The following is a 13,552-nucleotide window of genomic DNA, read 5'->3' as shown; positions in this document are numbered from 1 at the left end:
CCTGCCTCCGGCGGCGGGGCCGGGGCTGTCGAACGCGTTGGCTATGGCGCCCGCGGGTGGGTTTCATACATGCGGGCGGCGACGATGAGGGCTGCGAGGGCGCTCAGGGCTGCGGCGGCCCATACTGCTGCGTGCAGGCCGGCGGCGTCTGCGGCTACTCCGCCGACAACGGCCCCGAAGGCGTAGCCAATATCCCGCCAGAGCCGGTAGATCCCTACCGCGCGTCCTCTCCAGGCTGGTTCGGCGACGTCACCGATGGCGGCGAGCAGTGTCGGATAGACCATGGCAGTTCCGGCGCCCAGCAGTATGGTTCCGGTTGCCCAGCCCAGGAAGGTTTCGGCGAGGGCTATGACTGCCAGTGCTGCAGCCTGCAGGCCCATGCCGGCGGTGATGAGGCGTTTGCGCCCGTAGCGGTCGGAGAGGGCGCCGGTCACGAGTTGGCCGACGCCCCAGACGCCGGGATAGAGGGCGAAAAGAAGCCCTATCTGTCCCAATGAGAGGTCGGCTGTTGCGAATAGAAGCGGGAACAGGCCCCAGGCGAGGCCGAAGTTGAGGTTGTTGACCAACCCGGCCTGACTGGCTGAAGCCAGGGCGGGTTCGCGCCAGGTACTCAAGGCGAGAACATGCCAGCTGCCCGGTGCTGTCGCTACGTGCAGGGGTAAGGGCTGGTTCGTCTGTTGGCGTTGTTCGAGGGCGGCGTGGCCTTGGGTTTCTTTTACGAGCAGTGTTGAGAGCGTCAATCCGAGAGCCACGTAGGCTGCTCCGAGTAGGAATGGTGCCGGCCGCAGGCCGTAGGTGGCGGCAAGATGTCCGGCCAGCAGGGACGTGATGGCAACGGCGCCGTAGCCGGCGGCTTCATTGAGTCCCATGGCGAGGCCGCGTTTTTCGGGGCCCACCAGGTCGATTTTCATGACGACGGTGGTTGACCAGGTCAGGCCCTGGTTGATGCCGAGCAGAACGTTCGCCGCGACCACCCATCCCCAGTCCGGGGCCAGGATGAGCATCACGGGGACCGGTACGGCGAAGAGCCAGCCGATCAGGAGCACGGGTTTACGTCCGATGCGGTCGACGAGGATTCCGGCGGTGTAATTGCTGGCTGCCTTGGTGATTCCAAAGGCGGCAATATAGGTGAAAATGACCGTGTAGCCGGTCAGGCCGAAGTCTTCGGCGGCGAGCAGGGGCAGCACGGTTTGCTGCTGGCCGACTACACCTCCAACGAGTGCGTTCACCGCGACAAGCAAACTGAACTGCGCGGCGTTTGCTCTCAGGCCGAGTTGGGCCGTGCCGGCCAGTTCATTGCGAGTCACGAGGTGCTCCGAGGTTGTCGGGGTGGGCACGGCAATGGGTCCGCGCGTGAAGCAGCGGACCCATTGCCTGTCGGTGGAGTCAGCCGGTTAGCTGACCGAGGTTGATTCCTGAGAGGCGTTCCACGCTGCCCAGCCTGCGTAGCTTCCGTCGAGTTCGACGACGTCGTACCCGGCGCGGCGCAGGGCGCTGGCCGCGACGGAGTTCCGGACCCCGCTCTGACAGAAGGTCACGATCGTGCCCTCGGAGGGGAGCTGGTCCTGGTGCCAGAGCACCCGACCGGCGCTGAGCTGGGCAGAACCCGGGATGCTGCCGGCGGCGTGTTCGGTTTTGTTCCGCACGTCGAGCAGCAGCGCTGCGCCGAAGTCCTCGAGGTCGCCGGGGGCGAGCACCTTCGGTGTGGTGATCGGCAGCCCGTCCAGGGTCGGGGTGAAACCGGTGACGTTGTCGATGCCGACACGTACCAGGTGATCCCACATGTCCTGGGCCGCTTCCTGGTCCGGGGCCAGCAGGACCAGCGGCCGGTCGTCGGTTTCCGGGTCGTACGCCCAGGCGCCGAAGCTGGCCATCTTGGTGCCGGCGGGGATGTTCAAGGCCCCGGTCACTGTTCCCTGGTGCACCTGATCGTTCGAGCGGGTGTCAACAAAGGTCACGCGGTCTTCCGTCAGGTCGCCGGCAAGTGCTTGATTATCCAGTTGCGGCAGGTCGCCACGGGGCCCCATCACGTCCGGGCCGAGACGGTTCTGCCGCTTCATCCGACCGAAGTAGGCGTGGGCATCGGGCTGTCCGTCGAGGAGTTCGCGGACGAAGCCTTCCTCGTCATTGGCTGCAAGGTACGGGCCCCACCATGCGTACAGGCGCTCGTAACCCACCGTCGTGGACGGGATTGCGCCCAATGCCTTGCCGCAGGCGCTACCCGAACCGTGGCCCGGGTAGACCTGCACATGATCAGGCAGGGTCAGAAACTTCTCCCGCAGGCTCGCGAAGAGCTGCTTCGCACCGACAAAACGGGTATCCAGCCCGCCGGCAGCCTCATCCAACAGGTCAGGCCGGCCCAGGTCGCCCGAGAAGACGAAGTCACCGGAGAGGAGGTAGCCGGGCTGGTCGCTGAACGCGCCGTCGGTGATCAGGAAGGCAAGGTGCTCGGGCGTATGCCCGGGAGTGTGCACCGCCTTGATCGTGATATTGCCGGACGTGATGGTGCTGCCGTCGTAGAGCCGCTCGGCGTCAAAACCGTACTGCCAGTCATTCCCACCCTCACCGGAAACGTACATGTCCGCCCCGGTCGCTTCCGCCAGTTCCCGCGTGCCTGAGAGGTAATCGGCGTGGATGTGGGTCTCGGTCACCGCAACAATCTTCATACCGTTGGCCGCAGCCAGCTCCTGGTACGTGGCTATATCGCGGCGGGCATCGACCACCACGGCTTCGCCCTTGGCCTGGCAGCCGATGAAGTAGCTCGCCTGGGACAGGTCCTCGTCATAAATACGCTCAAGAAGCATGATCTTCCTTCCGATAGTCCGTTTCGATACCCGTGGGGGTATCGCTCTGGGATCAACAGTAATACCGAGGGGGGTATTCGCACAAGTGCCTGAGGAGTGGGGGTTAGATACCCTATGGGGTATCGTTAAGGAAGCTGATTCAACGGAAAGGGAACCTCAGATGTGTCGGACAACCACCTGCATGTATTGCCGCAGGACCACCTGGAGCGGATGCGGAAACCACGTCGACCAGGTCATGCGCGGCGTACCCAACAGTGAGCGCTGCACCTGCTCCACGGTCAACGGGCGCACCACCACACAGGAAAAAAGTTCCGGAGCCGGCACCTGGCTGAGTCGACTGTTCGGACGCTCAGCATGAGCGTGACAGCTGATTCGAAGGTGCTGGTCCTGCATCTGGCGGGATCGGGGCACGAGCCCTTCCCGGACCTCGCCACGGCCATGCGGGTCGCCGGAAACGCCGCGGCGGAGCTGCCCGACGTGGAGATCGAAGTTCTCGTCCAGGGCCCGAGCGTCGGTCAGCTCGTCGGAGACAAAGCGCTCGCCGAGATTCCGGGACCGTCAGTATCGGTCTATGCCTGCGGGAATAGCCTCCGGTCGGCCGGGATCGACCCTTCCGCCCTGCCCTCAGGGGTGAAGGTGATCCCCGCAGCCGTCGCGCACATCGCCCGCCGTCAGTTCGACGGCGCGGCCTACCTCCGGGTGTGACCGTATCGGGGTCCTGACCCCCGCGTGATGGAGCGATCCGGATTGCTCCATGTCTTGAGCCCTTACCGCTCCACGCGTCGTCGCGACCGTCAGACGTCGTTACGGGTGAACGCAGCGGCCCGGACTACGTCGTCGCTCTCCAGCCCCGCGCCCAGCGCTCCGCCCACGGTCGCCAGGGCTGCGGTGAGCAGGCTCAGCTGCGCGTACTCCGCCAGTCCCACAGACTCACCGACGACGGCGGCGAACACTCCCGCGTCGACCAGCAGCACCGCTGCCAGGAAAGACAGGACAAAGAGGGCCCCGAAGAAGGTCACCACACCGATCACTACGGTCGCCGTCGTCGCCAGATTGAACAGGGTGACCTGCTCCCGCTCGACCCTCCGGCGTGGACGCTCCCATAGGTCCGCGCCGATCATCAGGGTGAGCGTGACGGCACCGACCGCGAGCACGGTCAGCAGGATCAGACGAAGCGGACCGTAGGCGGTGGCCAGCAGCCAGAGGTCGCTCGTCGCGAGGGTCACCACGCCGGCGGCCGCCGCAGCCGTCAGCGCACGCGACAGGGTAACCGCAAGCCGCCACGGCCTATTCGCGAGGATCAGCCCGAGCAGCACGCGGGCGTTGCCAGCGACCACCCGGCCGGTGAACTGGAGCGGGTTTTCGTCCGCATGATCTGGGAGGTCGTCAGCCATCTCGCGTGCGCGGCGGGCGCGGTCTTCCGCTTCGTCGTCGTCGTCCCAGCCGGCCAGCGGGCCCACCAGCCGGGCCACCGCCGTCGTCATGGATTCCCTGCGGCCCACCGCACGGAGCGCCGGCAGCGCCACCAGCCCCACCCTGTGGACAGGGCTGATTTGGGTGAGCACCGGCTTCCGCCCGCTGCGGAGCGCCAGATCACTGACGACGACGGCGAGATCCCAGTCTTCGTCCAGCAGCCGGTCGCGCGCCGTTTCCAGCAGCTCCGACGGCGCGCGTCCGTCGAGGGTTTCGACCACCATCGACACGCGCCACGCGACTCCCGGGTAGGACTCACGGAGCAGGCGCGGCAGCGCATCAGTCAGATCCTGAAGCGAAGCCGGGTCAAGCGAGGGGGGTAGGACGACGCCGAGCGTCAGCTCAGGAACATCTCCGGGCTGCGGCGGGGGAGTATCAGGCACCGCTCAATGATCCACGTTTCGGAAGTTTCGTGCAGCTTCGGCGAGCTGGAGCGCATCCGAATCCGCCGTATCTGCGCAAAACTTCCCAGGGGGTCAGGCCGAGGCGAACACCTCGCGCTGAAACCGGATGTGCTCAGCGGCCTGGACCGCGCCGCCGTTCTCATGCCCGTTGTAGGGGAAGACGTTCATGGATTTCGGCCCGGCGTAGGAGTTGTAGGCGGCGTAGACGCAGGACGGCGGACAGACGTCGTCGAGCAGTCCTACCGAGAAGAGCGCCGGCATGGTGGCGCGGGCGGCGAAGTTGACGCCGTCGAAGTAACCCAGAGTGTTGAAGACTTCCTCCTCGCGCCCGCGCTGGATGCCGAGATAGCGCACCAGCTCGCTGTACGGAGCGGTGTTCACGATCTCCGTTGCACGCCGGACGTGGGAAAGGAACGGCACGTCCACGATCGCGCCCAGCGGTGCATGCTCCAGGAAGGTGGGGGACAGGGCGGCGGAGGCCAATGCAATCGCCCCGCCCTGGCTCCCGCCGGAGATCAGCACCCGCGAAGGATCAACGAACGGGTGCGCCTGCGCCGCTTCGACCGCGCGCACCGCATCGGTGAACAGCCGCCGGTAGTAATAGGTCTCAGGTGAGTCAATACCCAGCGTCAGGTGCCCCCCGAAGTGGGGCCCGCCCACACCGGGGTCGGGAGTGTCTCCACTGCGGTGACCGGCGCCCTGTCCGCGAAGATCCATAACAAAATGCGCGACGCCGGTGCTTGGGATGGCAGTCCACTCACCGAGCAGACTCCTGCCGCCGCCATAACCGATATAAGTGACGACGGTGGGCAGCGGACCGGAGGCCGAGCGCGGCCGGAGCATCCATCCCTTAATGGCGTGCCCGCCGTAGCCGGCGAAGGTGACATCCTCAGTGACCAGTTCTGAATAACCGGCTTCAACCTCGTCGAAACGGGCATCGAGTGAGAAGGCCGCCGTCTCCGCGAGGGTCTTCTCCCAGAACGCGTCAAAGTCTGCGGGTTCAATGCGATCCGGTGCGTACTGCTCGAGCTCGCGGAGGGGGAGGTCAAACTGCGGCATCTGAAGAATTCCTTCGCTCATTGTGTCTCGGAAGTATCACAGCTCACATTATTCTAGGAGTAGGCCTTGCGCATTGAGACGATTCAATTTACTCTCGATGGAGAGCGCTTTCCCGTGATGTGCACCACTGTACCAGCGGCCCAAAGAGCTTCACCTCAAATCTGAGCCGTTCCCAGGAGGACAAAGATGTTCAATAAACTTTCACGACGCGCCGGGTCCGGCGTAGCGCTCACCATGGCAGCAGCTCTCATGCTGACCGCGTGCGGCGGCAACGGCGGCGGCGAGGCCGGCGGCACCCCCGATCCGAACGAGGAAGTCACCCTCAACTTCACCTGGTGGGGCAATGAGGACCGCGCCGAGCGTTACAACGAGGCCATCGCTCTGTTCGAGGAGCAGAACCCGAACATTGACGTCAACGGAACCTTCATGGACTTCCCCGCCTACTGGGAGAAGCGCCAGACCGAGGCAGCCGGCGGCGGCCTGCCGGACGTCATGCAGTTCGACTACAGCTACCTGCGCCAGTACGGACAGAACGGGCTGCTGATGGATCTCACCGAGTACGTCGGCAACGGGCTGACCACCGACACCATCGACGAAACCCTCCTGGCAACCGGCAAGCTTGAGGACCAGACCCTCGCTGTGCCCACCGGCTACAACGCCTGGTCGCTCTTCGAGAACCCTGCGCTGATCGAGCAGGCCGGCGTCGAGGGCTACGAAGGCGGCACCTCGTGGGAAGACTACGAGGCGTACATGGCCAGCGTGAGCGAAGCCGGCGACGAAATCTGGGGCGGTACCGACTACACCGGCCGCATCCAGAACTTCGAGCTGCAGCTCCGGCAGGAAGGTCGCGAACTCTTCACTGAGGACGGCCAACTGAACTTCACCCAGGAGGAACTCGCTGAGTTCTGGGCCAGCGCATCCGATCTGCGCGAAAGCGATGCAGTGATCCCCGGCCGCAAGCTGGAGGAAGTGGCCCCGAAGTCCGGTTTCGGCGCAAATCTGACCGCCAGCGAGATGACTTGGTCCAACTTCATGGGTGGCTACCTTGGCGACACCGGTGCTGAGGACTTGACCATCCTCGCACCGCCCACCAGCGATCCTTCCGTGAAGGACCTCTACCAGAAGCCCTCCATGCTGCACGCGGTTGGCGCTCAGACCGAGCACCCTGAAGCTGCAGTGGCTCTCGTTGACTTCCTGATCAACAGCCCCGAGGTCGGCGAGATCTTCGGCGCTTCCCTGGGCGTTCCGGCTTCGGAAACCGCTCTCGAAGGTGCCGCGCTCGAAGGCCCCGAGCTTGAGGTCAAGGAGTACCTGGATTCGGTGTCTGACCGCATCGGCGAGCCGCCTGCAGCTCCGATCGTGGGTTACGGCGCACTGGAGAACACCTTCCTGACACTCGGAACCTCGATCGGACTGGACGCCATCACTCCTGAAGAGGCCGCCCAGCAGTTCTTCGACGAGGCTGCCGTTACGCTCGGCAGCTGAACACCGACCTTAGCTATCACCGCTATTAGGAGCAGGCTATGACCACGGGATCGGCGCACGCGCCAACACACACCCGCACTACCGCCGAACCCGGCACCCGTCCGGCGGGCAACCGCCGGACGGGTGGGCAGCCCCGACGCAAAGGCAACAGGGAGAACGTCGCGGGGTACCTTTTCCTCTCCCCATGGTTGCTTGGGCTTTTCGCGCTTACTCTGGGCCCGATGCTGTACTCGCTGTACCTCGCATTCACGGACTACAACCTCTTCACAGCCCCCGAGTGGACCGGCCTGGGCAACTTCGAACGGATGGCCGGCGACACCGTCTTCTGGGGCTCGGTCCAGATCACCATGATCTACGTCCTTGTCGGCACACCCATCAAGCTGGCCGCCGCACTCGGTGTGGCTATGCTGCTGAACTACAAGACCAAGGGCACCGCGTTCTTCCGCTCGGCGTTCTATGCACCGAGCCTCATTGGCGCATCGGTCAGCATCGCCATCGTGTGGCGGGCAATGTTCTCCGCGGACGGCCCGGTGGACAGCGGCCTGAGCCTCTTCGGCATCAACCTCGGCGGCTGGGTGGGTGTCCCGGCCCTGATCATGCCGATGATGATCCTCCTCGCGGTCTGGCAGTTCGGAGCCCCGATGGTCATCTTCCTGGCGGGCCTGAAGCAGATACCCACCGAGCTGTATGAAGCGGCGTCAGTGGACGGCGCGAAGGCATGGCGCAAGTTCCTCAGCGTCACCCTACCGATGCTCTCTCCGGTGATCTTCTTCAACCTGCTGCTCGAAATGATCGGCGCATTCCAGATCTTCGCGTCCGCCTACATCATCGGTTCAGGAACCGGCGGACCTGCCGGCGCCACCAACTTCTATACCGTTTACCTCTACACCCGCGCCTTCACGAACAATCAGATGGGCTATGCCTCGGCAATGGCCTGGGTACTCCTGATCGCCGTAGGCATCCTCGCGTTTATCCTTTTCCGCACCTCCAAGAGCTGGGTGCACTACGGAGGTGACACAAAGTGACCACGATCGAAACCAATCCGACCGCACTTCCACCGGTCGAGGCAAACCGGAAGCGACGCCAGCCCCGGCGGAGGACCGCAGCAACGGTGGCCTGGATCATCGGCATCGTGCTGCTGACCGCCGTCGTGCTCTATCCGCTCCTGTGGATGATCTCGGCTTCGTTCAAACCGAGCGCCGAGTTCGGTGCGAACAACAGCTTCCTGCCCCAGAACCCTACCTTCGATAACTTCTTCAAGGTCATGGAGGGCGTTGCCGGTATTCCCACCTGGAAGTTCTTCTGGAACTCCACCATCCTCGGCATCGGCGCGGTGATCGGCACCGTCATCTCCTCATCCATGGCCGCCTACGCGTTCGCCCGCCTGGACTTCAAGGGCCGCCCGCTGTTCTTCACCATGATGATCGGCACCCTCCTGCTCCCGTTCCACGTGCTGATCATTCCCCAGTACATGATCTTCCGTAACCTCGGGATGATTGACACGTTCTTCCCCCTCCTGGTCGGCAAGTTCCTGGCCACTGAAGCGTTCTTCGTGTTCCTTATGGTCCAGTTCATCCGTAACCTGCCCAAGGAACTCGACGAGGCAGCGCGCATTGACGGCTGCGGCCACTGGCGCATCTTCTGGTCCATCACCATTCCGCTGATCAAGCCGGCGCTGATCACCTCCTCGATCTTCGCGTTCATCTGGAGCTGGAATGATTTCCTCGGCCCGCTGCTGTACCTGAATTCGCCGGACAACTACCCGCTGCCGCTGGCACTGCGGGTGTTCAATGACCAAACCAGTGGTTCCGACTACGGCGCCACGGTGGCGATCGCGGTGCTGGCACTGCTGCCGGTCATGCTGTTCTTCGTGATCTTCCAGCGGTTCCTCGTTGACGGCGTTGCCACCCAGGGCCTGAAGGGATGACACCCCGCAGCGTCCGCAAACGGCGTGAACGACCCCAACCAGACGGCACCGAGCTCAAGTGGCCGGGTGCCGAGGGGAAGTTCGCGCTGTTTGCGGAAGTGCTGTGGATAGGTATCCTCACGGTCGCCGGCGGCCTGCTGCTGGTCACGCTGCCGGCGGCGATCGCAGCCTCCAGCCGGCACCTCCACCGCTATCTGCTGGCCGAGCGTTCCACGCTCGGCCAGTGGTGGTCGGACTTCCTGTCCGCACTCCGCACCGGCTGGGTGGTGGGATTGACGACGACGGCGCTCGCCCTGGTCCTGCTCTTCAACCTCCTGCTCGCCGGCACCCAGGTGCTGCCCGGCTGGCAGGCGGTGTTCGTCGTCGGGCTCCTGGCACTGGCCGCGTTCGCGCTGACGCTGCTGCAGTCGGCGGTCCGCTGGACGCCCGAGAAGGGCTGGCGGCAGGCAGTGCGGGATGGGGTGCAGGCTTTCGGCTCGGACCCGGGCGCGATTGTCCCGCTGCTCGTCGCACTGGCGCTGACCGTCATCGTGACCTGGCAGTTGCCGCCGCTGATTGTGCCCGGGATGGGCTGCCTTGTTTTTGCTGTGCTCGTTGTGAAGGAACGCGAGCGCAAGCGCTAGATCCTCAACACTCCCGAAAGGAACACCGTGCACTACGGCGGCGATTACAACCCCGAGCAGTGGCCTGAGTCAGTCTGGCCGGAAGATGTCGAGCGGATGCGTGAGGCCGGGGTCACCATGGTGAGCCTCGGGATCTTCGCGTGGTCGCGGATTCAGCCTGCGGAGGACGTCTACGACTTCGAGTGGCTTGACCGGGTCATCAATCTGCTGCATGAGGGTGGGATTGCCGTTGACCTTGCTACCGCGACGGCGTCGCCCCCACCGTGGATGACCGTTGCCTATCCGGACATCCTTGCCGCAGACGAGGACGGCGCACCGTACTGGCACGGAAGCCGGCAGCACTACGCGCCGTCGTCGCCGTCGTACCGTCGTCTTTCCTCGGCCCTGGTGCAGCGCCTCGCCGAGCGGTACGTGGACCACCCGGCGGTGGTGCTGTGGCACGTCAACAACGAGTACGGCTGCCACCTCAACCTGGACTACTCCGACTCCGCGCGCGATGCCTTCCGCGTCTGGCTCGAGCGGAAGTACGGCACGCTCGATGAGTTGAACGCTGCCTGGGGCACCTGGTTCTGGGCGCAGCACTACGAGTCCTTCGACCACATCTTCCCGCCGCGCAAAGCCCCCTACAGCCACAACCCCGGTCAGTTGCTCGATTTCCGCCGGTTCACCTCGGACATGCTGCTCGAGTGCTACACGATGGAGCGGGACATCATCCGCGCCGCCGGAGCAACGCAACCCGTCACCACGAACTTCATGGGTGCCTTCAAGCCCGCCAACTACTGGGAGTGGGCGGCGGAGATGGACGTCATCTCCGACGACTGCTATCCGGACCCGAACGAGTCCGAGAGCTTCCGTGCAGGTGCGTTCCAACGGGACCTGATCCGCTCCTTCAAACCGGACACCCCATGGCTGCTCATGGAGCAGTCCACGAATGCGCTGAACTGGCGGCCCACCAACGCACCCAAGGCGCCCGGGCAGATGCAGGCGTTGTCCATGCAGAGTGTCGGCCGCGGCGCGGACGGCATCCTGTTCTTCCAGTGGCGGCAGTCCCGTGCGGGCGCCGAGAAGTTCCACTCAGCGATGCTGCCGCATGCCGGCACGTCCACCCGTACCTGGCGCGAGGTCGTCCAGCTGGGCGAGGAGCTTGCGTCCCTGCCCGCGCTGCCCGCCGGCTCGAAGGATGCCCGCGTGGCCATCGTCTTCGACTGGGAGAACTGGTGGGCCATCGAGAACCCGGACCACCCGGTTGTCCTCGATTACGTGGAGTGCGTTCAGCGCTGGTACAACGCCATCCATCGTCAACACGTGCAGATCGACTTCGTGCAGCCGACGTCGGAGCTTGGGCAGTACGCCGTCGTCGTTGCACCCCAGCTGTACCTGCTGAGAACCGACGGCGCCGCGAATCTCACGAGCTTCGTTGAGGGCGGCGGGCACCTGCTGATCACCGCGTTCAGCGACGTCGTCGACGAGCACGACCGTTTCCGCGAGGGCGGGTTCCTCACCCAATTGGGCCCGTTGCTCGGTGTCACGCTGGAGGAATTCGGGGCCCTGGTGCCCCCTTCCGCCGCCGGACCGGGTCAGCGCACTGCCCCCATCGCCTCCGGCTCCGAAGCCTTCGACGGCCTGTACCTCGCGGAGGAGATTGCCGCCGTCGACGCGGAGGTGCTCGCATCTTTCAGCGGCGGGCGTACCGAGGGCCTGCCGGCCTTCACTGGTCGCAAGACCGGCGCCGGCAGCGCCTACTACCTCGCAACAGTGCCCGACGACGACGGCGCCCGCCTGGTGAGTGCGCACGTGTTCGCAGGTGCCGGCGTCGTTCCTGTGCTTGAAGGGCTGCCGGAGCTGGTGGAAGCAGCGCAGCGCGGTGACGTGGTGACGCTGATTAACCACGGTACTGACGCCGTCGCAATCGAGGTGTCCGGTGTGGACCTGCTCACGGGGGAGGCCGTGGACAAGGTGCATCTGGAGTCGTTCGGGTACGCGCTGGTGCGTCAGGGGTAGGCTCCGATGCGGTCGAGTTCGCTGGGACCGCATAACCTGTTCACGACTACACAAAGGAGTGGACTTAAACCATGACGACCGCCAGTACCCAGGACCAGCCGACCGGCGATACCCCGATGCTTCCCGACGAGGGCCACGTTTCGGCAGCTGTGGCCGACGCGGTGGCGGAGCGGGCCGGTCACCTGTTTGGGCTCATGGGCAATGGCAACGCACATCTGATCAGTCGGCTCACGAGGCGCGGCTTCCCGTTCACCTCCGCCCGGCATGAATCCGCAACCGTTGCCATGGCTGACGCGTATCACCGGGCAACGGGTGGGGTGGCTGCGGCAACTACGACGTACGGCGCAGGCTTCACCAACGCCTACACGACGCTCGCTGAGGCGCGCATCGCGAGGATCCCGCTCGTGTTGGTGGTCGGCGATGCACCGGCGGCCGCCCCGCGGAACTTCGACATCGACCAGACGAAAGCTGCCGAAGCGGCTGGGGTGACCACCCTCGTCGCCCGCCCCGGCAACGCCGCCGCGACCACTCACCGCGCCTTCGACCTCGCCCTGCAGACGGTGCAGCCCGTCATCGTCGCCATCCCGTATGACCTCGCAACGGCGCCGCTCACCGAACCCGAGCCGCTCGAACCGCTGCCCGCCAAGGCTGTGTGGCCGCCGGAAGAGTCGGACCTTGAGCGCGTGACCGAACTGCTAGCCTCGGCGAAGCGTCCGGTGGTAATCGCCGGCCGCGGGGTTGTCCTCGCGGACGCCGCGGCGCCGCTCAAGGAGATCGGTGACCGCCTGGGCGCCCTCTTCATGACCTCCGTCATGGCGATCAACGCCTTCGATAGCGAGTGGGACCTGGGGGTCGCCGGAGGCTTCACCCGCCGCCACCGCCTCGAAGTGGCGCGCCGGGCCGACGTCGTGCTGGTAATCGGTGCCAGCATGAACATTTTCCAGACGCGCTATGGAACCCTGTTTCCGGAGGGAACCCGGATCATCCGCGTGGACAACGAGCCCGACGAAAATCACCCCATCGTTGTCGATTACATCCGCTCCGATATCCGCCCGTTCGTTGAGGGCCTTCTGGAGCAGGTGGAGCCGGCAACCACGTCCACCTGGCGCCAGCAAATCCCCGAGGTTGCCGGTGAGGATTTCCGGTCCTCCCATCCCATCGAAGATCCCGTCGAGTTCGGTCCCGACGGACGCCTCAACCCGCGGGCCGTCGTCGCGGCGCTCGAGGACATCCTCCCGGCAGAGCGCTCCGTGGTCATGGACGGCGGGCACTTCATCGGCTGGGCGCCCATGTACCTGTCCGTGCCCGATCCGCACGCCATGATCCTGGTCGGCACCGCCTTCCAATCCATCGGCATGGGCTTCGGATCCGCAGCCGGCGTGTCGGTGGCACGGCCGGACCGCACCACCGTCCTGGTCAGCGGCGACGGCGGCGGCCTTATGGGCCTGGCCGACTTCGAGACCTTCCTCCGCGCCACCCGTCGGGGCGTACTGATTGTGCTCAACGACTCCGCGTACGGCGCCGAACTCCACCAATATGCCGCCAAGGGCCTGCACAACCAGGCGATGCTCATCGACGAAGTGGATTTCGCCGCCGTCGGGCGTGCCCTCGGTGCCAAGGGCGCCAAGGCGCACACGCTCGCCGACCTCGCCGAACTGAAGACCTGGCTGGCAACCGGCGACGACGGTGTGTTCGTCCTCGACGTCGCCATCTCCCAGCAGGTGGTTGCCGAGTTCATGGCGGAGTCGGTGGCGATCAAGAAGTAAACCGCGTCCG

General features: G+C 65.1%; 11 protein-coding genes. 7 read left to right on the top strand and 4 right to left on the bottom strand.

The genetic code is table 11. From position 1 onward, the window contains the following. Window positions 1–41 precede the first annotated feature (41 nt). Both ACZ2GY_RS15530 and ACZ2GY_RS15525 read right to left on the bottom strand, forming a co-directional pair. The gene (locus tag ACZ2GY_RS15530) at window positions 42–1,307 is read right to left on the bottom strand and encodes an MFS transporter (protein WP_471672379.1); all 1,266 of its coding nucleotides are present in this window, start codon (window positions 1,305–1,307) and stop codon (window positions 42–44) included. An 87-nt stretch (window positions 1,308–1,394) separates the two neighbouring features. After that, window positions 1,395–2,804, bottom strand: coding sequence for an MBL fold metallo-hydrolase (locus tag ACZ2GY_RS15525; protein ID WP_471672378.1), 1,410 nt, complete (start codon window positions 2,802–2,804; stop codon window positions 1,395–1,397). Window positions 2,805–3,158: 354 nt separating this feature from the next. Between ACZ2GY_RS15525 and ACZ2GY_RS15520 the strand changes: the two genes are divergently transcribed. After that, window positions 3,159–3,509, top strand: coding sequence for a DsrE family protein (locus ACZ2GY_RS15520; RefSeq protein WP_277359392.1), 351 nt, complete (start codon window positions 3,159–3,161; stop codon window positions 3,507–3,509). Between the two features lie 89 nt (window positions 3,510–3,598). Here the strand turns inward: ACZ2GY_RS15520 and ACZ2GY_RS15515 are convergent, their stop codons facing one another. Together ACZ2GY_RS15515 and ACZ2GY_RS15510 are read right to left on the bottom strand one after the other, a co-directional pair. Then, window positions 3,599–4,660 carry a hypothetical protein gene (locus ACZ2GY_RS15515; RefSeq protein ID WP_471672377.1) on the bottom strand — a complete coding sequence of 354 codons (1,062 nt, stop codon included), beginning with the start codon at window positions 4,658–4,660 and terminating at the stop codon, window positions 3,599–3,601. A gap of 93 nt (window positions 4,661–4,753) precedes the next feature. Then, a complete protein-coding gene (locus ACZ2GY_RS15510; RefSeq protein ID WP_471672376.1) occupies window positions 4,754–5,740 on the bottom strand; it encodes an acetylxylan esterase in 987 nt (328 codons plus the stop codon). Window positions 5,741–5,926: 186 nt separating this feature from the next. Between ACZ2GY_RS15510 and ACZ2GY_RS15505 the strand changes: the two genes are divergently transcribed. From ACZ2GY_RS15505 to ACZ2GY_RS15480, 6 genes are all read left to right on the top strand, one after another. Then, complete coding sequence (locus tag ACZ2GY_RS15505) at window positions 5,927–7,225, top strand: ABC transporter substrate-binding protein (RefSeq protein ID WP_471672375.1); 1,299 nt, start codon at window positions 5,927–5,929, stop codon at window positions 7,223–7,225. Between the two features lie 38 nt (window positions 7,226–7,263). Continuing rightward, window positions 7,264–8,250, top strand: coding sequence for a carbohydrate ABC transporter permease (locus ACZ2GY_RS15500; RefSeq protein ID WP_056545161.1), 987 nt, complete (start codon window positions 7,264–7,266; stop codon window positions 8,248–8,250). Beyond that, window positions 8,247–9,152 (top strand): carbohydrate ABC transporter permease, encoded by a 906-nt coding sequence (locus tag ACZ2GY_RS15495; protein ID WP_277359153.1) that lies wholly within the window; start codon window positions 8,247–8,249, stop codon window positions 9,150–9,152. Before ACZ2GY_RS15500 ends, ACZ2GY_RS15495 begins: the two co-directional genes overlap by 4 nt. Beyond that, window positions 9,149–9,775 (top strand): hypothetical protein, encoded by a 627-nt coding sequence (locus tag ACZ2GY_RS15490; RefSeq protein ID WP_471672374.1) that lies wholly within the window; start codon window positions 9,149–9,151, stop codon window positions 9,773–9,775. Before ACZ2GY_RS15495 ends, ACZ2GY_RS15490 begins: the two co-directional genes overlap by 4 nt. A 27-nt stretch (window positions 9,776–9,802) precedes the next feature. Next, window positions 9,803–11,776 (top strand): beta-galactosidase, encoded by a 1,974-nt coding sequence (locus ACZ2GY_RS15485; RefSeq protein ID WP_471672373.1) that lies wholly within the window; start codon window positions 9,803–9,805, stop codon window positions 11,774–11,776. Between the two features lie 71 nt (window positions 11,777–11,847). After that, entirely contained in the window at window positions 11,848–13,542 is a 1,695-nt protein-coding gene (locus tag ACZ2GY_RS15480) for a thiamine pyrophosphate-binding protein (RefSeq protein ID WP_471672372.1), read from the top strand. The last annotated feature ends 10 nt before the right edge of the window (window positions 13,543–13,552 follow it).

Source organism: Arthrobacter sp. KKT183 (assembly GCF_055657625.1).
Note: the sequence above shows the minus strand (reverse complement) of the source record. Positions and strands in the feature narration are given on the sequence as shown.